The sequence below is a fragment of the Asprobacillus argus genome (genome assembly GCF_032248395.1).
Classification (GTDB): Bacteria; Bacteroidota; Bacteroidia; order Flavobacteriales; family Flavobacteriaceae; genus Polaribacter; species Polaribacter argus.
Map to the genome: position 1 here is coordinate 1 of NZ_JAVTTO010000007.1, position 21,454 is coordinate 21,454.

Consider the following 21,454-nt stretch of genomic DNA (forward strand, 5'->3'; position numbering starts at 1 on the left):
TGCAAATGTAATAACTATTTTTGAATTACAAACAAAAAAATAATTTTTTTTGAAATTATTTTCTCTCCCAACTCTAAACCCTAACAAACTCTCAATGAACTACCCGAAAAATCGGACCGCAAAGATAGAAACTTTTTACAATCTACATCTATTTTTTATCGAAAAAAAAGTACTTTTTTTAACTTCAAAAGTAAACTCATTCAGAATGAATCTCTTATGACAAAAATTATTTTTTGGAAGACTTCTTTTTTCTTTTCTTTTTCATTTTAGAAAACATCAGCTTGTACTCTTCTACGTCAACTTTACCTTTATTCTTTGCAGCCAATTTTGGAAAATCAAAACTCAACTTGGTTCGTTGAGCTTCTAATGTCTCATTCTGAAAAGCTCTAAATAATACATCTTCTATCAAATAGTCTTCGTTTATTGATTCGGGGTGGTACTCACTTTTTAAAGAAAGCTTAAATAGATTTGCTGACGTATTATACCAGAAGGCTTTCCAACCACTTCTCAATTTTCGTATGTTTTGATATGCAGTCTTTCCTGTTTGCCTATGAATAAGCTTTATCAGAATACGTCCTTCCGTCCTTGTCATTTTCTTTAATTGATCTGTAAATTCTCCTTCTAAATACTTCTGCGCTCTTCGTGTATACTTTCTTCGTTTTCTTTTCGACTTTATTCGTTGTAATCTACTATTTAAGGTATCCAATCTTTGAGAGGCTAGCTTTGCGTAAGGGTAGGCCTTATGTACCTTACTTCTAAACCAATAATAATACCTAGCATCTTTGGACGATGAAAATTGATGTTTCGGTATGATTGAAAACTCGTCTAGATCTATTGTTAAGGTATCTCCTTTCTTAACAACAATATAGTCCTCAATATTTAACGGCAAGGAATCCTTCTTTTGTGCATTTACAAAAGTCGCTAGTAACAACAGTATTGAACAAATTAGTTTTTTCAAGGCTTTCTTTTTAGCATTTGTAAATATACTTATTTGATTGTCTAATTATATATGGGGTCATCTAGTTTAACAGAAAAAACTCATGAAAAGTATTCATGAGTTTTTTTTATCTGAGTAATCTATATATTAGATCTTCCGTCTATTATCATCCGATTGTATATCAATCAATTTATTATAAGGATCAATTCCTACTTCTACTGGTTTTTGATTCACTATAATACGTATCTTATTATTTATTTCAGTGACATGGATCTTTTTGAAATACAATTCTATCTCTTTTTTGCTGCCATCAACTTCTTCTTCACCAAATATCCCAAGATCTATATAATCATTCAACTTGACTGACAGTATCGGTTTACGCATCTTATCAGTTTTATATGTAATGGTATCTCCCGTCTGTTCTCCATAAAACCTTCTCCCTTTATCATTGTTTCTATATTTACTTACATTAAACTCTATGTCGACTTGATATTTTCCATTATCTAATTCTTTATAAGATGCATCCACGATCCTATTCCTATATAAAGTAATGGTTTCAAACATGTCCTTAATCACATACTGCAATGAATCTGGAGTCACTTCTCGTATATAATTAACCATGTCTATAGACGTTGTGTAGGGTGGTTCCTGAAACTGCACTTTCTCTACATATTTCTTTAGAGCATTGTTTAAATTCTTTTCTCCTATATAATCGCTTAGTGCATAAAACACCAAAGATCCTTTTTGATATCTAATATATCCCTGTCCATCATTATACATTAATGGCTTTTCTCTTTTTTCCTCAAAGGTTCTTTGTATTAAATAATCGTCCAACGCTTTTTTAAGGAACTTGTGCATTTTTGTTTTGCCGTACTCATGTTCCAGCACTTTTAAAGATACATATTCTGATAAGCTCTCTGATAACATGGTAGCACCTAGTACATCGGCACCTATAACTTGATGTGCCCACCATTGATGTGCTATCTCATGTGCAGTAATTGCAAAGGGATAATCTACTCCTCCTTTATCAGTGTCATCTACATCAGCAATGAACCCAAGCCCTTCAGAAAAAGGAATGGTATTCGGAAACGATTGTGCAAAGCCTCCACTTGTTCGCGGAAATTCAATAATTCTGGCTTGTCTATGTTGGTATGGACTAAAATTCTCAGCATCATACTTTAATGCGGCTTTCATACCATCCATCATTCTGTCCAAATTGTAAGTATGCCCCTTGTGGTAATAGATCTCTAAACTTATATCATTCCACAGCTCTTTTTTCACTTCGTATCTCGCCGAGTTGAAGGCATAAAAGTTGAGGATCTTACTGTCCATCTTATAATGGAAATAGCGCCTACCTTCCTTATTCCATTCTTTTATTAAATACCCAGGCGCAATAGCAATCTGATCTTCTGAGGTACTCACCGTGGCTTCAAAATCTACCCAATCTGAATCTTTAGAAATATAGGTATTCCCCAGTGCAGTAGAATCAGAAGGGTGTGGTTTCAGATCATTTTTTGGTAGTCCATATTTCTTTCTGGTTTTATCGTCTGTTAATTCTCTAAAGCCATTGTATCCAAAAGATGGGAACAATTGGAAATTATTAATAAATGTTCCGTTGTTCAACACAGGAGAATTCGTATTTAACCTAGTATTAGGACTATTCTTTACTGTAAAGGTTAATCCAAGTGTATCTCCAGGTTGTAATGGAGTCTTTAATTGGTAAATATCAAAATTGAATACAGAATCTTTTGAGACTAGATCAGTCTCTCGATCAAACTTAAATGTTGATGGATAGTCATTATAATTTAAGAACAGACTATCAATGGGTTCATCCGTTTTGTTGATTATTACATATGCCCCATCTGCGTTAAAGTTTCTTTCTTTTGGAAATATATTTACGTTGACATTAACCGCTACAACTCTTGGTTGTTTGTAGTTTTCATACTTTTTGTAGGTTTTTTCCCATTCGACTCTTTTCTTTTCTCTTTCTTTAGATGATAATCGATCTTCTCCTGAATAGTCTTCACTATAAATATAATTTCCTAGCACAAAGAATCCTACCAGAAATACCACAAACCCAATCACGGTAATCCCTTTAAATCTTGAAACCGCAATACTTAATCTCTCTTTAAAAGAATTTGGAATTCCTCTCACCCAGAAAAGACTAGAGATCACTAAAAGAACTAAGCCGCATAACACCCAATATATTTTATAGGCCATATAGCTAGCAAAGAATGATCCATATCCGTTCATATCTGAATATGCAAAACCAGGCCCTTCGTTGTATTTATATAAGTCATTCTCTATACCTGCCATTGACAAAAATGGTATTCCAATAGAGATCACAAGTAAAACAAACAATCCTAAATAAGGGTTTCTAAATAAAGTCTGAATCCAGATTGCCAGTAGTGCCCAAACCACAAAATTTATAAAGTTCAAGCCATATAGCTCATAAATATAATGCCTTATGTTAAAGTCATAGTATCCTTTATATGTTTGAAATAACATACCTGAAACCATAATAACAAATAACAAGAGTAACTGCATTTTAAATATTGCTAGCAACTTTGATAATAACAATGTCCAATTTGGAATCGGTGTTACATCTACTAAATGATTTAACCTTGCTATACTTGCTCGATGCACCAGCATTCCTGCATACAGGAACGTACAAATATTTATTGACAGTTTAAATATACTTCCTCCTTGAAGCATTTTCCATGTAACTGGTAATGTCGGTGTTCCAAAGATGTTTCCAACTTCGCTTAAGGCTACTAAAATGAACATTAAACCAACCAATACAATACATAAAAAAGCCCAACTTTTAACGATATACTTAAAATCAATAATCGATAATCTCCAGGTTGTCTTAAGGTTTCTAATGAAAGAGTAATCATGTTTCACCATAGGGATATCCACTGTAACTATACCTCCAAAGTTTCGCTTTGTACTGCGCTCTCCTTTATTCTTCCTGAAGCTAAAGCTAAATGCATTTTGGCTAAATGAGAAATATTTGAAGACAAATCCGAAAATCAAAACAGAAACTCCTAACCATATCAATCGGTTATAAATGATTACACCCTTAAATGGTAACAACATTTCATTTTGTTCAGCAAGTGTCCAATATTTGGTGTAATAATTTGCAGCTGAAATCCCCGAAGGGTCTAAAAAAGCTCCCAAATATCTTGTACTTTCATCGAATGATAAACTCCCAGCTAACTCTTGAAAAAATATTAAAATAATCACAGTGATAAATCCAGCTGCAATGTTTCTTGTAAACGTTACCACAGCAAATACGATGGTTCCAAATAGCAATACGTTTGGTAATATATAGATGACATAGGTATTAAAGTATACAGTAGGGTTGAAACTTCCTACGATTTCTGGATTGGTTCCTGGAAAACGAAATCCAATTACCATAAATAACCCAATTACTAGTACAATACATGTCACTATTACAACTGCACTCAAAAACTTAGCAAACAAATAATTGGCTTTTGTAAAAGGGTAAGAATATAAAATGGTGTGCATTTCACTTTTAAAATCTCGATAGATGGAAACCCCTATGATCGAGGGAAACAAGAAGAAAATAAAAACTGTCAATCCGCTAAAAAGACTGGTAATTCCAAATGGTGAGTTCACTATTCTTGAAGATCCAGTGGTTGCTGTTACAGAATCCAATATACCCGCTGACAATGCCGCTATAAACAAGGATAACAATGCGAATATGGTTAAGTATATATAAAATGCCGGTTTCTTAAACCAGTAGTTTAATTCGTGTTTGAATATTGTTGAAAACATAAACTCGCTATTTAAGCTGAAACGGCTTCAACTGATTCATCTTTCTTTAATGCAATAAAGTATACATCATCTAATTGAGGAATTGTTTTCTCAAAACCATCTCCCGGGTTTTCAGCATTGTACACACGAATATTTAAGGAGTTGTCTGTGTTATAATTTGCTGAAAGCATATTATGATTTTTCTCGATATCTTCTAATTCATCTCGTTGAATCACCTTTGTCCAGATTTGATCTTCAATCTCTTTAGTTGCTTCTAGCGGAGTTGTATGTTTTAAAATTCTTCCACCATTCAAAATTGCCATTTCATTGCACAGTTCTTTTACATCTTCTACAATATGTGTAGAGAAGATAACAGTACAATTGGTTCCCACTTCGCGCAATACATTTAAAAAACGGTTACGTTCTGCTGGATCTAACCCCGCAGTAGGCTCATCGACGATAATCAACCTTGGGTTGTTCAATAGCAATTGTGCAATTCCGAAACGTTGTTTCATCCCTCCAGAATATCCTGCTACATTTTTCCTACGGACATCGTATAAATTGGTAATTTCTAATACTTCTTTTACTAATGCTTTTCTCTCTACTTTGGAACTCACTCCTTTTAAGGTTGCAAAATAATCTAGCAATGCCTCTGCAGACATTTTTGGATATACACCAAAAGATTGTGGCAAGTATCCTAAAATTTTTCTCAATTCCATTTTATCTTTCAACACATCAATATCTCCAAAAGTAATGGTCCCAGAATCTGGACTTTGCAGTGTAGCTATGGTTCTCATCAATGATGATTTTCCTGCCCCATTTGGACCTAATAGTCCAAACATTCCGGTACCTATTTCTATACTTAAGTCATCTATCGCTTTGACACCATTTTTATAGGTTTTTGTCAAATTCTGTATGGTTAATTGCATGCTAAAATGGTTTTACTTGGTTTTAATTAGTTGATAAGTATCAAAGTAACAATAATTGTTACAACTTTTTACATTTAATTAAAATGATTCTAAAAATCCTTTTATTTTTACACAAACGAAAAGAAATATGGCAAAATCAATACTGAACAAAAAATCACTTACATTTTTAGAGAAATATTTGAACAATGCGGCACCGACTGGATATGAATGGGAAGGTCAGAAGATATGGATGGACTATTTAAAACCGTATGTAGATGAGTTTATTACAGATACATATGGTAGTGCTGTGGGGGTTATTAATCCAGATGCTAAATATAAAGTGGTCATTGAGGGACATGCCGATGAGATTTCATGGTATGTAAATTATATCTCGGACAATGGACTTATCTATGTTATTAGAAATGGAGGAAGCGACCATCAAATTGCACCTAGTAAAATAGTAAACATCCATACCAAGAAGGGTATTGTAAAAGGAGTTTTCGGGTGGCCCGCCATTCATACTAGAAATAAAGCTAAAGAAGAAGCTCCAAAGCCTGATAATATTTTTATTGATGTTGGTTGTAAGACCAAAGACGAAGTAGAAAAGTTAGGTGTTCATGTAGGATGTGTAATTACCTACCCAGATGAATTTCATATTTTAAACAAGAATAATTTTGTGTGTCGTGCTATTGACAACAGAATGGGTGGTTTTATGATTGCTGAAGTAGCTCGTTTACTGCATGAAAACAAGAAATCATTACCTTTTGGCTTGTATATAACAAATTCGGTTCAAGAAGAAATTGGATTACGAGGTGCAGAGATGATCACAGAGACGATCAAACCCAATGTAGCCATCGTAACAGACGTGACCCATGACACGACTACACCAATGATTGATCAGAAAAAACAGGGATCCATTAAGAATGGTGGCGGTCCTGTAGTAGCTTATGCTCCTGCAGTGCAACAAAAGCTACGAGATTTAATTACTGACACTGCGGAAGAGAAAAAGATCCCATTTCAAAGATCTGCTTTATCTAGAGCTACTGGGACGGATACAGATGCTTTTGCGTATAGTAATGGTGGAGTTGCTTCGGCGTTAATATCACTTCCTTTACGATATATGCACACAACTGTAGAAATGGTGCATAGAGATGACGTAGAAAACGTGATTAAATTGATCTATGAGACACTCTTAAAGATTGAAGATGGGGAAACCTTTTCTTACTTTAAATAACAAAAAGCTCCTAAAGGAGCTTTTTTTGTGACACTCCATTTTTTCTCTCGTCTTTTAAATGAATTAAACCAACCAAAGATCATGAGAAAACTTGTTCTTATTATTTGCACTACTTTTCTGATAGCTTCTTGTTCTAAAGAAAAAACACTACACTATACTGTCACTAAAACTTTATACGATTCGATTCCCGTTCTTAATATAGCTATGAAATTCGATGCTGAAAATGATGGAGAAACCACGTTATTGTTTCAAGATCATGCTTGGGGGGAAACAGATATCCATAATGTCTTAGCAGATCTAGAATCATTAAATGAGGGTGTAGAAGTCATGAAAATTAAGGATAGTGGTCAAATTATACTTAAACATCCTAAAGATCTTGAAACGATCCATTTTCAATACAAGATTGTCCAGGATACCAAACTTCCAATCACCACAAAAAAAGCTTTTCGACCTATCGTTCAGGATGAATATTTCCATGCTTTTTCGCACAACTTGTTTATGCTCCCAAGCAATTATGCTTCAAGTTCGGATTCGAAATTCAATGTTCATATTCATTGGAAAGGGTTTGACTCAACTTTCAACTTGATCAATAGTTTTGGCACTAACGATCAACATCAGGTAATTAAAAATACGGACAAAAATCATTTTCACAGCGCAGTATTTACAGGAGGGGATTATAGAGCTCATGAAATAATAATTAATGGAAATGATGCGGTGCTGGGTATTCGTGGAGATTGGAAAGTATTTAACGATTCTACCATTGTGGATGTTTTAGAAAGCACATTACAAGCGCAACGCGATTTCTGGCAAGATCACTCTCAAGAATACTTTGCTGTAACTATGACACCTACTTTTTTAGAACGAGGGACCGGGTTTCAAGGAAGTGGTCTTACTAATTCTTTTGCAACTACTGCTACTAACAATACTTATTTAAATCTAGAAGGGTTGGTATATTTATTCAATCATGAATTACAACACAATTGGACTGGACATATTATCGTAAACGAAAATGAGGAAGAACAGTATTGGTTTAGTGAAGGCTTTACCGAGTATTATACGCTCAAAAATATAGCGCGAAATAGAATCGCAAATTTAGACGAAAGTTATTTTATTAATGAACTCAATAAACGAATAAAAGCTTTATATATATCACCTGTGAAGGAAGCCCCAAACTCAGAGATCAATTACAACAATTTTTGGACTAGCCGAGACTATGAGAAATTACCCTACAGACGTGGCACTATCTTCGCTTTTTATCTAGACAATAAAATTCGAAAAGCGTCTAATGGTGCAAAATCCCTCGATGACCTTATGTTGGCTATCAAAGAGGATGCTGTCAGCAATAAACAAAAGTTAAGCCACCCGTATTTTCTTTCAAAGGCAAACGAATATCTAACTGAGGATCTTTCGCTGTTCTTTAATAAACATATTGTTCAAGGGAAATTGTTTGATCTTATTGGCATGTTCAACGAATTTGACTGTGAATTCAATCCGACTAGTGTTGTATTCGACCTTGGATTAACCTTAAGCGAAGACAAAAAGTCTATTGCTCGTGTTGATGAAAACTCCAACGCCTATAAAGCTGGTTTGAGAAAGGGAGATCGTTTGACTTTAAGAAGTTTTTATTATGGAAATCCGGAATTCAAAGCTGAGTTCAAAGTGTACAAGAATGGTAAGGAAACTCATCATACATATTTCCCCTCCAAAGAAGCCAAAATTCCTTCACTTAAGGACAATGACCATAACAAAAAAGCGGTATATTGATCCAGTTAAAACTGGGGTCATGGACGAATTCATAGATATTCTTACTACTGATGGAACACCAACTGGAAATAGTTGTCTAAAGTCTATAGCTCATCAAAAAGGGTATTATCATGCCACGGTACATGTTTGGTTTTACACGAGCAACAAACAACTTCTTTTGCAAAAAAGAGGTGCTCAGAAAAAGACCTATCCAAATAGATGGGATGTTTCGGTAGCGGGTCATGTGCATGCAGGAGAGTCTATAGAAAACGCTGCAGTGCGAGAAATTCTTGAAGAAATTGGTTTAGATGTTACAAAAAATCAGCTCCGTAAAATTGCCGTTCGCAAAGGAGAGCGCAGTCATCCAAATGGTATTCAAGACAATGAATTTTACCACGTATTCCTTTGTGAACTAACAAAAAGCGTTGAAGAACTTTCTATGCAAGAAGAGGAAGTGGATGATCTTAAGCTATTTGAATTTAATGTATTAAAAAGCACCAATAAAAAAATTTCATTGGTGCCTGATACATCTGAGTATTATCAGTTTATTATATCAACTATTGAAGCTATTCTTGGCTAGGTTTTTCAAAAAAAGCATCTTGCAATTTAGCTTCTTTGACAATTGCCAATGTAAATTCGGTTGCTGTACCTCTTGGCTTGGTCGGTAATCCTTTTTCATCTTTTTGATACCAAGTAATTGATTTTGGCAATAATAAACCATCAACAGTTTTCCAATCGTTATATCGAATTACATTAAACTTTTCGGAAGTTTTTTTAGAGAAGAATGTTACAGAGTAGCGTAACCACTCCATTTGATAGGTCTCTGGGTTAAAGTATATATAATAGTTATCGTCTGGTGATGTCCCAACATTTGAAGCATAAGATATCTTTATTCCTGGATATTCTTTTCCTTCAAATACTAAAGGAGATGCATCTTCATAAGAAATTCCATCATCTGCTAAGACAAAAGGCATTGCATAAAAATAGAAGTACAAATTATAATAAAACTTAGGATCCCTTTTAAAGGCAGTAGAATCCTGACGTACCATCCATACATCTTTACCATTATATCCTAATGAGTACTTAGGCGAATGTACTACCGTTTTTCTTGAGTGCAAATCTACAGTATGCGATTCCTCCCCTATATTAAAAGATAATGTATTTGCTTTTCTCCAGACGTTTATACCTCCATGTTTATCAAACACTTTTCCCAAAGCTTCAGGGAATTTTTCTTTTTGTACATCTTTTTTAGGTTCATTTTTACAAGAAATCGTAAAAACGACAACCAATAGTAGAAGTCCTATTTTCTTCATGAGTAGTTAATTTGTTTCTATGTCGAATTTTAGCTTGGCAATTTACAAAAATAAAAGACGCTTCATAACAAAGCGCCTTTTATCGACTATATAATAATCTATATGAAAACTCTAAAGACTCCAATAAACAAACTAAATACATTTAGTTAGCTTACAAGATACAAGCAATATATAGTCTCCGAGTTTCATCTTTCCTTTTCATACAAAAATTTTCCCCTTTTTGGTTGTTCTAATAAATATTGAAATTGCTTGTACCAAATATTCAACAAATATCCATTTCAAATGTACTTGCATCCTGAAGAATAGAAGTAAGGTTTTGCCATACAAAAAGTAAGGCAAAACCTTACTTTTTCATTTTTTACACAGACATCTAAAGCGAAAAGCAGTTACAATTCCGAGAAAGATTCTATATTTGTAGTGTTATAAATGAGACAACAACGTATACATATCGCTATTAATCTACTATGTTCAGGATGGGATGTAATAAACATTATGGAGACCTTTTCTACGAAAAGGGCGCTGTTGTATGTCAATTTTAAACGATTATATGAATAAGATCTAATCAAAAAATAAACATATACGAAGGCGTCCAAAGAATTTTGGACGCTTTTTTTATGTTTTTTATTAAAAAAAATAATGAGTGAAACATAACATACAAAATAACAAGCATTGAACTCTAAACAATTGACCCTTAAACGATTGTCAAAAATGCGATACTTGGACTATGGTCCGAGCAGTACTCCCTATACCTAATTTAATCATAAATAATTGATTATCAATTAATTAATTTCAAATTTTATTTGTTTTTCTAAAAAATGTTTTCATCTTTGTACCCAGATAGCAAGCAGTTATTTGCTACGAGTATTAAAAAACTAAAACAAGAACACATGAAACAAAATGACATGAACACCTTTGGTCAATTCAAGGAACTGACCTCAATCTTAATTCAAATACGGGAGTCTTTTATAGAGAACGACATAACATGAGTATAAAGCTCATTATTCATCTATAAAGGCGCCAACATAAGGTGCCTTTTTTATTGTCTATGAAAAGCAAAAATTGTTACGGCATATTTATTGATATTACCAATACTAAGATCGACAAAATCACTTGAATTTTCTTGGATAAATCGTTGATTTTTCGTATCTTAATAGTAAGAAACACTAAGACTATGAAAACAATAAATATGCAAACACTAAATGAAAAAGAGCGTTTACTCACCGATAAGCTTCGTTTACTAAAAGTACGTTGCTTTCTTTCAAAGACTATCGTATTTTAGAGTATAGATTCAACTAGCGTTTTATAAAATTGCGAACGCTTCCTTATTTACGAACGATTAGAATTTCTCGAGCCCTACTATCTCCATGATAGGCCTAGGAGTGCTCAGTAGGCTTCAAAATTGCTAAAAAAATCAATTTGAAATTCTTTATGCCTGACTGCAGAAGGCAATGATCCTGAAATGAATTCAGGGTAGTATTTCATCGGTAGCTCCGATACAATCTACCTCGCGATTCTTTTCTACACACACGCTGTATTTACGGCACAGGAGACTATTGTCAAATTTTAAAAATTACATTATGAAAACTTTAAAAACAATTTTAGTATTGATTATCATGTCGCTATTTTTAGCATCTTGTACAGATCTTATCAACGAAAACGATGAGCTCGTACTAGATACCATCGAAAACACTCAAGGCTTAACTGGTGATAATGGTACGCAAGGCGGTGGTGGTGGAAAAGGAGGGTGATAATCCTTCCTGATATATCCAACCCTTAGCATGTATGCTAAGGGTTTTTTTATTTTTTACTAGATTTGTTTTTACCAAACTCAAAAGCTGTTGAAAGTATCCCTTCTAAAAATTGCTGTATTATTGTATGCGCTAGTGTTTTCGCTGCAATCACGTGCTACGCTAATATTACCAACATTACAAACGCAACAGGACAGTATTACCATTTGGATCAAGGCAGCAAAAAATAAGAACTACACTTCTCATCAACAAAAAGTGTTTTTAGAAAAAGCGTATAATCAAGTAATATTAAAAGAAGGTACAAATGCAAAAGCGAATCAACTAAGTACCATTGCTTATCGCTTTTATGAGTTAAAAGATACCTTAAACTTTCAAAAGATCAACGAAGAAACCTTAAAACTGGCCTATAAACTAAAAGATTCTTTTGGGATTGCAGACGCACAATGGAGCTATGCCGACTACTATTTGAATGGAGAAGCTTATACTAAGGCATACCCTCATTATTCCATAGCATACGACTACTTTAATGGGATTCATAAAGAATACCAAGCTGCTCGGATGCTTTATTCTATGGCCTTTATTAAAAGTAGATATAGAGATTATACAGGAAGTGAAGTGCTACTATTCGAAGCCATTAAAAAGTTTAAACCTTTAAAAAATTATAAATACCTATTTGAATCATATAATAGCCTGGCTCTTATTCAGATAGATATTAAAGAATATGAAAAAGCTTTATTCTATAATGAGAAAGCGCTTGAGTATATTGAGAAAATTGAAGTTAAAGATTTCTACTTACAGGCTAGTTTAAACAATATCGGATTGACATACTTAAAGAAAGGGAAATATAAAAAAGCTATTAAATATTTTAATAAGGTTTTAGACCATGACTTAAGTAAAACGAGATATGCTCGTGCTATAGACAATAGAGCTTTTTGTAAACTAATGTTGGGAGATACTAGTTTGGTGAAAAAAGATATGCTCAGAGCTTTAAAAATTCGAGACAGTACAAACAATAAAGCAGGTATAGTTAGTAGCAAAATAAGGCTATCTAAGTATTATACTTATATAAAAGATACTACAACAGCTTTTAAATATGCCAGAGAAGCTAACGGTTTGGCCAACAAAGTCAAAAATGGAGTTGACTATCTAGAATCTTTAGATTTAATGGCAAATCTAGATCCTCAAAACTCCGAAAAATATTTACGTCGACATATTCAATACAATGATAGTTTGATAGCTGTTGAGCGTAAGGTTCAAAATAAATTTACCCGTATCGATTTTGAAACAGACGAATATATAGAAGAAACCAAACGCCTTTCGGAGCAAAAGATCTGGATCTTATCTTCCGGTGCAGGGGTATTATTAATTCTATCCTTGCTTTACTTTTTACGTATTCAAAAAGCCAAAACAGAAAAACTATTGTTGGAAACCGAACAACAAAAAGCCAACGAGCAGGTGTATCTACTTACCATTCAGCAACAAACCATTTTGGAGGAAGAAAAAGTAAAAGAACGTAATCGTATTTCAGAAGAATTGCACGATGGTATTCTGGGTAAATTATTCGGTACACGCGTAGGCCTAGGGTTCCTAGATGTGAATGCGGATGAAAAAGTAAAAGAGCAACATCAATCCTTTTTAGACGAATTGCAAGAGATCGAAAAAGAGATACGTGATGTTTCTCACAAACTGAACACTTCATTTGAAAGTTCCAAAGTTAATTTTTCAACTATTATAGAGCAATTACTTAAAGATAAAAGCACTATTGGAGATTTCAAGTATTCGCTACAGATCGAAAAAAATATTAGCTGGAAAGACATCGATCAGGTTACCAAGGTAAACATCTATCGTATCCTTCAGGAAGCATTGCAGAATATCACAAAGCATGCACATGCACAACTTGTTACCGTAGATTTCTCTGCACAAAACTCTCAACTTGTCGTTTTTATTAAAGATGATGGTTCAGGATTTCAAACTCAGAAAAGGAAAGGGATCGGCTTGAAAAATATGCGCTCAAGAGTGCAGAAATTAAAAGGCACCATTGAGGTCTCTTCGATGATAGGACAAGGTACCTCAATACTCATAAAAATACCTATGTAAATTATGGCTACACGAAAATCATATACCGCCTTACTAATTGACGATCACCCGTTGATCTCAGAAGCATATAAAAGCGCTTTTACATATCTCGAAAAACAGGATTCTTCATATTCATTTGCGATACATATGGCAAATGATTGCGATTCAGCTTATGCAACTATTTGCGAACATGCCAAACATAAGAAATCTATAGATATTGTTTTTTTAGATATGCGCTTGCCTCCTTCTAAAGATGGAAAGATCTTATCCGGGGAAGACCTCGGTCTAAAGATCAACCAGTTATTGCCGAATGCAAAAATCATTGTATCTACCACATTTAATGACAACTATAGGGTACATAGTATTTTTAAAAACATCGATCCTGATGGTTTTTTAATTAAAAACGACATCACTCCACAAGAACTAGTTACCGCTATTAAAGAAGTACTCACTCAGCCTCCGTATTACAGCAAAACTGTGATGAAATTGCTCCGTAAACAAGTATCTAGCGATTTTTTACTAGATGATATTGACCGAAAGATCTTATACGAACTATCTATAGGAACTAAAACAAAAGAATTGCAACATCTGGTACCGCTTTCTAGCGCAGGAATTGAAAAGCGCAAACGTCATTTACGTCAAATATTTGACACCAATGGTCAGGATGATCGCGAGCTGATCTTAATTGCTAGGGACAAGGGTTTTATCTAAATTCCAGTGCCTAAATAGATTTCATATATCCGTTAACTTCTCTTAACAGCCCTGTAACAATATTTGGTTAGACTCGTTGATATCAAAAGTAACTATCAACACCTAACCAAAAGTATGCCTAGAAAAGGAAAAATTGTTATTTATAGTATATGGGTCGTAATCATCGTTGTACTTGCTATACTATATTTTTTATCTCCTGAAACTTTCTCTCCAAAGAGTATTACTGAATTTGTTAAAACATTCAATAGTGAGATGTTATGGATCTATATTCTATTAAGTTTGATTCGTGGTTTTTTCCTAATCCCCAGTACACCTTTTGTGCTGGCTGGTGCACTCCTATTCCCTGGCAGATTACTGTTAATCTTGGTTATCTCCATGATTGGTATCATGTTATCCGCAACCTGCATTTACTATTTTTCAGATTTTCTTGGCTTCAGTAAGCGATTAGATCATCGTTTTTCGTCAAAAGTAAACGCTTGGAGAAGTCGTTTTTCCAGTTCAAAATCTGTCTTATTTATAGCTGGTTGGTCTTTACTACCCGTTGTACCCACCGATTTTATTTGTTATGCAGGCGGTATTTTAAAAGCGCCTTTTAAATACATTTTTACAGGCGTGTTTATAGGTGAGCTTATTCTATGCTCTATCTATATTTACTTTGGTTCAAATGTATTACAGCTACTATAATTTATGGTCAATAATATCTTGAACCACTTCAGGGTTTAACAATGTAGATACATCTCCCAAATTTGATGTGTCGTTAGAAGCTATTTTACGCAGAATTCTACGCATGATTTTTCCAGATCGGGTCTTAGGTAATCCTTTTACAAATTGAATCTTATCGGGTTTCGCTATCGGTCCAATGGTATTTGCCACGACTTGCTTAATCTCATCTATCAACTCAGGTTTTTCTTCTACGCCATCATAGGTAATTACATAGGCGTACAATGCATTTCCTTTTATATCATGCGGAAATCCTACCACCGCACTTTCTACGATTTTCTCATGCTCGTTAATCGCATTTTCTATGGGAGCAGTTCCCAAATTATGTCCTGATACAATAACTACATCATCTACTCTCCCGGTAATTCTGTAGTTTCCATCCGCATCTCTTAGCGCTCCATCACCGGGGAAATAATAATTTGGATAGGCAGAGAAATACACATTCTTATATCGTTCGTGGTTACCATAAATCGTTCTTGCCAATGAAGGCCAAGGATGTTTAATTGCCACTATTCCTTCTGCTTCTGTTTCTTGAATTTCTTTTCCTTCTCCATCCAATAGAACAGGTTGAATTCCTGGAAGTGGTAATGTAGCATAGGTAGGCTTGTCTTTTGTAATACCTGCCATAGAAGAGATCATCATCCCTCCTGTCTCGGTTTGCCACCAGGTATCTACAATGGGGCATTTATTTTTACCTACATGGTCATCATACCAATGCCAGGCTTCTTCATTAATCGGTTCTCCTACCGTTCCTAGGGTTTTAATACTGGATAAATCGTATTTTTCCACCAATGAAATCGGGTGTTTTGCCAGCGCTCTAATAGCTGTTGGAGCAGTATAAAACTGCGTCACTTTATGCTTTTCGCAAACCTCCCAAAAGCGCCCAAAATCGGGATAGCTAGGAACACCTTCGAACATTACGGTAGTAGCACCTGCTGCTAATGGTCCATATACAATATAGCTATGACCAGTGATCCAACCTATATCCGCTGAACACCAATAAACATCTCCCTCTTTATACTGAAAAACATTTTTAAAAGAGTAGGTCGTATACACCATATAACCACCGCATGTATGCACCATTCCTTTAGGTTTCCCCGTAGATCCCGAAGTGTATAAAATGAATAGCATGTCTTCTGCATTCATAACTTCTGCTGGACATACGTCATCAACTTTCTCCACCTCCTTATGCCACCAAACATCCATGGATGGATTCCATGAAACATGCTGTTTTGTTCTCTTAAATACAATTGTCTTTTCAATCGTTGGACATTCTTTTAAAGCTTCATCCGCGATGTCTTTTAAAGGTGTTATTTTATCTCCTCTAAAACCTCCATCGGCCGTTAATAACACTTTACACGAAGCATCATTGATCCTTGCTGCCAGTGCCGTAGCGGAAAATCCAGCAAACACCACTGAATGGATTGCTCCAATTCTAGCACAAGCTAACACAGCGACAGCTAATTCTAAAACCATAGGCATATAGATACATACACGGTCGCCTTTTTGAACTCCGTTCTTCTTTAATACATTAGAAAATGTACAAACTTTACTGTGTAACCGTTTATAGGTTACATGCTGCGCTTTATCTTTTGGATCATTAGGTTCCCAAATGATTGCCGTCTGATCTCCTCGTTCTTCTAAATGTCTGTCTAAACAATTCTCAGTGATATTCAATTGTGCTCCCGTGAACCATTTAGTTAAAGGTATAGACCAATCGTTCTCTAGCACTTTATCCCATTTCTTTCTCCAAAAAAAATGGTTCGCTATATCTTCCCAAAAAAGAGATGGGTTTTCAACACTTCTTTGATAGTGTTCTTGATATTCTTGATAGGAGTTTATTTCTAAGGACATGATTTTTAATGATTTTGAGCCGTTCCTGCTCCACTTGGTATTCTTATATTTTCTACAATTTCTTGAACTTCTTTGGGCGGTTTAGGAGTAAATTTGGATACACATATCGCCACGGTAAAATTAACGATCATGGCGACAGTACCAAAACCTTCTGGTGAAATTCCAAACCACCAATCTTCTTTTGTACCTCCACCAAACCAGTCAAACTTAAATTTGGTCATATAAAACAGCATCAGCAAGATTCCAACAATCATACCAGCTATCGCGCCTTCCTTGTTCATTCTCTTACTAAAAATTCCTAATATTATTGCCGGGAAGAACGAAGCAGCCGCCAATCCAAATGCTAATGCAACTGTAGCGGCAACAAAATCTGGAGGGTGTATTCCAAAATACCCAGCTACACATACAGCCACAACCGCAGAAATTCTGGCGGCCAATAGCTCGCCTTTTTCTGAAATGTTAGGTTTGATCATTTTCTTGATCAAATCATGTGACACTGATGATGAAATTACCAGCAACAATCCTGCGGCCGTTGATAATGCCGCTGCCAATCCACCTGCAGCGACCAGAGCAATCACCCAGTTGGGTAAATTTGCAATTTCAGGGTTTGCTAGCACCATGATATCTCTATCTACGGTCAACTCATTTTTATTTTTATCAGCCAGATATTGGATCTTACCATCTCCATTTTTATCATCAAATTTGATCAATCCTGTTGCTTCCCAATTTTTAAACCAATCCGGAGCTTCGTTATAAGGTGTATTGCTAACTGTTTCAATAAGATTCGTTCTAGAAAAAACTGCCACTGCTGGCGCTGTTGTATATAGTATAGCTATGAACAATAATGCCCAACCTGCAGATTTACGTGCATCGGATACTTTTTTTACTGTAAAGAAGCGAACGATTACATGTGGTAACCCTGCAGTTCCAACCATTAAAGCAGCTGTAATCAAAAATACATCTAGCATAGATTTGCTTCCTGAAGTATACTCAGAAAATCCTAAATCTCGATGTAGCTTATCCAGCTTATCCATCAAATAAACACCTTGCTCATCCGCTCCTCCAAAACCTAATTGTGGAATGGGGTTATTTGTCATCTGAATAGAGATAAATATAGCGGGTACCATAAACGCAAAGATCAGTACACAGTACTGAGCCACCTGGGTATAGGTAATTCCTTTCATCCCTCCTAAGACAGCATAGAACAAAACGATGATCATTCCGATCATTACACCCGTATTAATATTTACTTCTAAAAATCTGGAGAATACCAAGCCAACACCGCGCATCTGTCCAGCAACATAAGTAAAGGATACCAACAAAGCACAAACTACCGCCACAAATCTTGCTACATTGGAATAATATCTATCTCCGATAAAATCTGGGACTGTAAACTTCCCAAATTTCCTTAGGTATGGCGCCAATAATAAGGCAAGTAGCACATAGCCTCCTGTCCACCCCATGAGATACACCGAACCGTCATACCCATTAAAAGAAATGAGTCCTGCCATAGAAATAAATGAAGCTGCAGACATCCAATCTGCTGCTGTAGCTAAACCATTGGCTAAAGGAGAAACGCCTCCACCTGCTACATAAAACTCCTTAGTAGATCCAGCTCTAGACCATATCGCAATACCAATATATAAGGCAAAAGTGATTCCAACGAGAATCCAAGTCCAAGTTTGAATATCCATTACATTATTTTTTAAGATTCATCTTTTGCGTCAAAGCCATACTTTTTATCCAATCGATTCATCAACTTAACATATACAAAAATGAGAATCACAAATACATAGATCGCCCCTTGCTGAGCAAACCAGAAACCTAGCTTAAATCCTCCTATACGTATCGTATCTAGTTCTTCCTTAAACAATATTCCGGCTCCGAAGGAAACCAAAAACCATATGGACAATAATATGATTAAGTATTGAATGTTCTTTTTCCAGTAGGAAGTGGCTTTTTGTTGATAACTCATATGTTGAAATTTAGTTTTCTACTAAAAAAAGAACAAGATAAAATTATATTTGTTAGCTCACATAGCATTCTATGGATTTTTTATCACTTGTAACTGTTCTTGAAACACACTGGCCAATAATAGTATTATTCTTTGCCATTGCCCTACTCTACTCTTCCGTGGGTTTTGGAGGTGGATCGAGTTATCTGGCGGTACTTGCTTTCATGGGAATTGCTTTTATTCAAATTCGATCGACAGCCTTGTTGTGTAATATTGCAGTGGTTTCTGGAAATGTATTATTGTACCAACAACGTAAACTATTAGACTGGAAACGCATTACGCCTTTAATTGTATTCAGTGTTCCCCTAGCCTACTTGGGAGGAATGCTACAAATCAGCCAGACCTTTTTCTTTATTTTGTTAGGATTTACTTTACTATTTGCAGCCATTACCATGTGGAATTCAAAACGAATCGTCGGAAAGGAAAAAGTTCTTAAAAAATCAGGGACACTTAAAAATAGTATGTATGGTGGTATTATTGGTTTCGTTTCGGGCATGGTAGGTATTGGAGGTGGTATTTTCTTAGCTCCAGTACTTCATTTAACTCATTGGAATACTCCTAAAAAAATTGCTGCAACAGCCAGTCTTTTTATTCTAATTAACTCCATAGCTGGGCTTATAGGACAATATTCTAATGAGAATTTTACGATTGATTGGGGCTTTACCATAACGTTATTGGTGACCGTGTTTATTGGAGGTCAGATTGGAAGTCGATTGAGTAATCGTTATTTTACGGCTATTCAATTGAAGAAAGCAACAGCTATTTTGATCGCATTTGTAGCCATTCGAATTTTATGGAAATATCTTTTTTAATACTTTTAGCATCTTAAAAAATAAATATTATGATAGGAATCATCTTCACATTGTTAATGCTTGTACTGTTGCAAGCTGTTCTAGGTTTTGACAACCTTTTATACATCTCTTTAGAATCAAAAAAAGCGCCTGCTTCTGATCAGAAAAGAGTACGTAAAGTAGGAATTATTATAGCGATTGCCTTGAGAATTGTTTTACTCTTTGTATTGGTGTCTGTTATTGATTTTTTCCAAGAACCATTTTCTTTTTTAACTGGTGAAATAAAAAACGTTGTGAAGTTTGCCTTTAATGGTCATAGTATTATTGTGTTAATTGGGGGAGGATTTATTATCTATACGGCTATTAAAGAAATATGGCATATGATAGGATTGAAGGACCTTTCTCATGACTTAGCAGAAAATTCGAAAACGTCCAAATCCCCTAATGCTGTAATCACAAGTATCGTTTTAATGAATCTTGTCTTCTCTTTTGATTCAATTTTAGCGGCTATTGGGCTTACAAACGAAATTAAAAACTCAACAACGGCTTTTATTGTAATGGCAATAGCTATTGTTATCAGTGGTTTGTTGATGTTGTTCTTAGCGGATAGAATATCTGCATTTTTGGCCAAAAATAGAATGTATGAGGTATTAGGTTTGTTTATTCTTTTTATAGTAGGAATTATGCTAATCACAGAAGGAGGGCACTTAGCTCATCTAAAACTTTTCGGAAACGAAATTGTACCTATGAGTAAAACTACCTTCTACTTTGTGATTGGTATTTTAGTGATCACCGATATTGTTCAAGGTCGTTATCAAAAGAAAATAATGGCAGAAAGAGAACTACTAGAAAAAAGACAATCTTCAGCGAAGTAAGGCTTTATGATCAAAAAGCAACGAACTGCATATACCCTAATATGCAGTTTTTTAATACAATTTTAATATTTTGTTTAATTTTTTTAACAAAACATTAAACAAAACTATGTATTTGGGTAGTACTTTTGTAGAGAACTTAAATACAAAACCCATGAAATTCAAAACATTATGTATCGCAATCTTAGCTTTAAGTATTTCTTTTACAAGTATTGCGAACGAAACGAACTCAACAGATCCTGTAAAAAAGGAAGTGAAGAATGATAGCAACAAAACGATTGTCGGAGTCGCTGTATCTAATAAAAACTTTACTACACTCGTAGCTGCTGTAAAAGCAGCAGGGTTGGTGGATGTTCTTTCAGCGAAAGGCCCTTTTACGGTATTCGCACCCGTAAATGACGCCTTTGGAAAATTACCTCAAGGAACTGTTAGCACTTTATTAAAACCGGAGAATAAAAAACTGCTTACATCGATTTTAACATATCATGTAGTAGCAGGAAAATTTAATGCCAAGGCAGTTGTAAAAGCAATTAAAGCAAACAAAGGGAAATTTGTAATTACCACAGTTCAAGGTGGTAAGCTTACGGCTTCATTGCGGGATGGCAATGTGATTTTAACTGATGAAAAAGGAAACACTTCCACAGTTATTATTACAGATGTAAAGGCTTCCAATGGTATTATTCACGCTATAGATAGCGTAGTAATGCCAAAATAACTAGAAGTTTTGGTTGATTGTGAGCCCGCTGCCTTTCG

17 protein-coding genes are annotated in these 21,454 nt (G+C 34.9%); 10 read left to right on the plus strand and 7 right to left on the minus strand.

Features of this window, described 5'->3' with window-relative positions:
• Positions 1-226: 226 nt before the first annotated feature.
• The 3 genes from RQM59_RS14150 to RQM59_RS14160 form a co-directional block, all read right to left on the minus strand.
• The gene (locus tag RQM59_RS14150) at positions 227-958 is read right to left on the minus strand and encodes a DUF4294 domain-containing protein (protein WP_349242776.1); all 732 of its coding nucleotides are present in this window, start codon (positions 956-958) and stop codon (positions 227-229) included.
• Positions 959-1,084: 126 nt separating this feature from the next.
• Positions 1,085-4,738: an ABC transporter permease/M1 family aminopeptidase gene (locus RQM59_RS14155; RefSeq protein WP_349242777.1), complete on the minus strand. Its 3,654-nt coding sequence runs from the start codon at positions 4,736-4,738 to the stop codon at positions 1,085-1,087.
• An 11-nt stretch (positions 4,739-4,749) separates the two neighbouring features.
• Positions 4,750-5,646: an ABC transporter ATP-binding protein gene (locus RQM59_RS14160; protein ID WP_349242778.1), complete on the minus strand. Its 897-nt coding sequence runs from the start codon at positions 5,644-5,646 to the stop codon at positions 4,750-4,752.
• Positions 5,647-5,773: 127 nt separating this feature from the next.
• On the opposite strand from RQM59_RS14160, the gene RQM59_RS14165 reads away from it, so the two are divergent.
• From RQM59_RS14165 to RQM59_RS14175, 3 genes are all read left to right on the plus strand, one after another.
• Positions 5,774-6,859, plus strand: coding sequence for a M42 family metallopeptidase (locus tag RQM59_RS14165; protein ID WP_349242779.1), 1,086 nt, complete (start codon positions 5,774-5,776; stop codon positions 6,857-6,859).
• Positions 6,860-6,940: 81 nt separating this feature from the next.
• Complete coding sequence (locus RQM59_RS14170) at positions 6,941-8,623, plus strand: M1 family aminopeptidase (protein WP_349242780.1); 1,683 nt, start codon at positions 6,941-6,943, stop codon at positions 8,621-8,623.
• Positions 8,624-8,642: 19 nt separating this feature from the next.
• Positions 8,643-9,182, plus strand: coding sequence for an NUDIX hydrolase (locus RQM59_RS14175; protein ID WP_349242781.1), 540 nt, complete (start codon positions 8,643-8,645; stop codon positions 9,180-9,182).
• Here the strand turns inward: RQM59_RS14175 and RQM59_RS14180 are convergent.
• Positions 9,169-9,915: a DUF6503 family protein gene (locus tag RQM59_RS14180; protein WP_349242782.1), complete on the minus strand. Its 747-nt coding sequence runs from the start codon at positions 9,913-9,915 to the stop codon at positions 9,169-9,171. The genes RQM59_RS14175 and RQM59_RS14180 overlap by 14 nt on opposite strands.
• 1,577 nt (positions 9,916-11,492) lie before the next feature.
• Between RQM59_RS14180 and RQM59_RS14185 the strand changes: the two genes are divergently transcribed.
• The 4 genes from RQM59_RS14185 to RQM59_RS14200 all read left to right on the plus strand — a co-directional run bounded on the left by RQM59_RS14185 (position 11,493) and on the right by RQM59_RS14200 (position 15,134).
• The gene (locus RQM59_RS14185; RefSeq protein ID WP_349242783.1) at positions 11,493-11,663 is read left to right on the plus strand and encodes a hypothetical protein; all 171 of its coding nucleotides are present in this window, start codon (positions 11,493-11,495) and stop codon (positions 11,661-11,663) included.
• Positions 11,664-11,753: 90 nt separating this feature from the next.
• Entirely contained in the window at positions 11,754-13,760 is a 2,007-nt protein-coding gene (locus RQM59_RS14190; RefSeq protein WP_349242784.1) for a tetratricopeptide repeat-containing sensor histidine kinase, read from the plus strand.
• A 3-nt stretch (positions 13,761-13,763) separates the two neighbouring features.
• Complete coding sequence (locus RQM59_RS14195; RefSeq protein WP_349242785.1) at positions 13,764-14,450, plus strand: response regulator; 687 nt, start codon at positions 13,764-13,766, stop codon at positions 14,448-14,450.
• 114 nt (positions 14,451-14,564) lie between these two features.
• Positions 14,565-15,134: a TVP38/TMEM64 family protein gene (locus RQM59_RS14200; protein WP_349242786.1), complete on the plus strand. Its 570-nt coding sequence runs from the start codon at positions 14,565-14,567 to the stop codon at positions 15,132-15,134.
• Here the strand turns inward: RQM59_RS14200 and acs are convergent.
• The 3 genes from acs to RQM59_RS14215 are packed head-to-tail and all read right to left on the minus strand — an operon-like array spanning position 15,129 to position 18,999.
• A complete protein-coding gene (acs, locus tag RQM59_RS14205) occupies positions 15,129-17,024 on the minus strand; it encodes an acetate--CoA ligase (protein ID WP_349242787.1) in 1,896 nt (631 codons plus the stop codon). The genes RQM59_RS14200 and acs overlap by 6 nt on opposite strands.
• A 5-nt stretch (positions 17,025-17,029) precedes the next feature.
• Positions 17,030-18,718, minus strand: a complete 1,689-nt coding sequence (locus RQM59_RS14210; RefSeq protein WP_349242788.1) for a sodium:solute symporter family protein — start codon at positions 18,716-18,718, stop codon at positions 17,030-17,032.
• A gap of 11 nt (positions 18,719-18,729) precedes the next feature.
• Positions 18,730-18,999, minus strand: coding sequence for a DUF4212 domain-containing protein (locus RQM59_RS14215; protein WP_349242789.1), 270 nt, complete (start codon positions 18,997-18,999; stop codon positions 18,730-18,732).
• A 71-nt stretch (positions 19,000-19,070) separates the two neighbouring features.
• Here RQM59_RS14215 and RQM59_RS14220 point away from each other — a divergent pair, with 71 nt between their 5' ends.
• From RQM59_RS14220 to RQM59_RS14230, 3 genes are all read left to right on the plus strand, one after another.
• On the plus strand, positions 19,071-19,850 hold the full coding sequence (locus RQM59_RS14220; protein WP_349242790.1) for a sulfite exporter TauE/SafE family protein: 780 nt from the start codon (positions 19,071-19,073) through the stop codon (positions 19,848-19,850).
• A gap of 29 nt (positions 19,851-19,879) precedes the next feature.
• Positions 19,880-20,704: a TerC family protein gene (locus tag RQM59_RS14225; protein ID WP_349242791.1), complete on the plus strand. Its 825-nt coding sequence runs from the start codon at positions 19,880-19,882 to the stop codon at positions 20,702-20,704.
• Positions 20,705-20,855: 151 nt separating this feature from the next.
• Positions 20,856-21,416 (plus strand): fasciclin domain-containing protein, encoded by a 561-nt coding sequence (locus tag RQM59_RS14230; RefSeq protein ID WP_349242792.1) that lies wholly within the window; start codon positions 20,856-20,858, stop codon positions 21,414-21,416.
• The last annotated feature ends 38 nt before the right edge of the window (positions 21,417-21,454 follow it).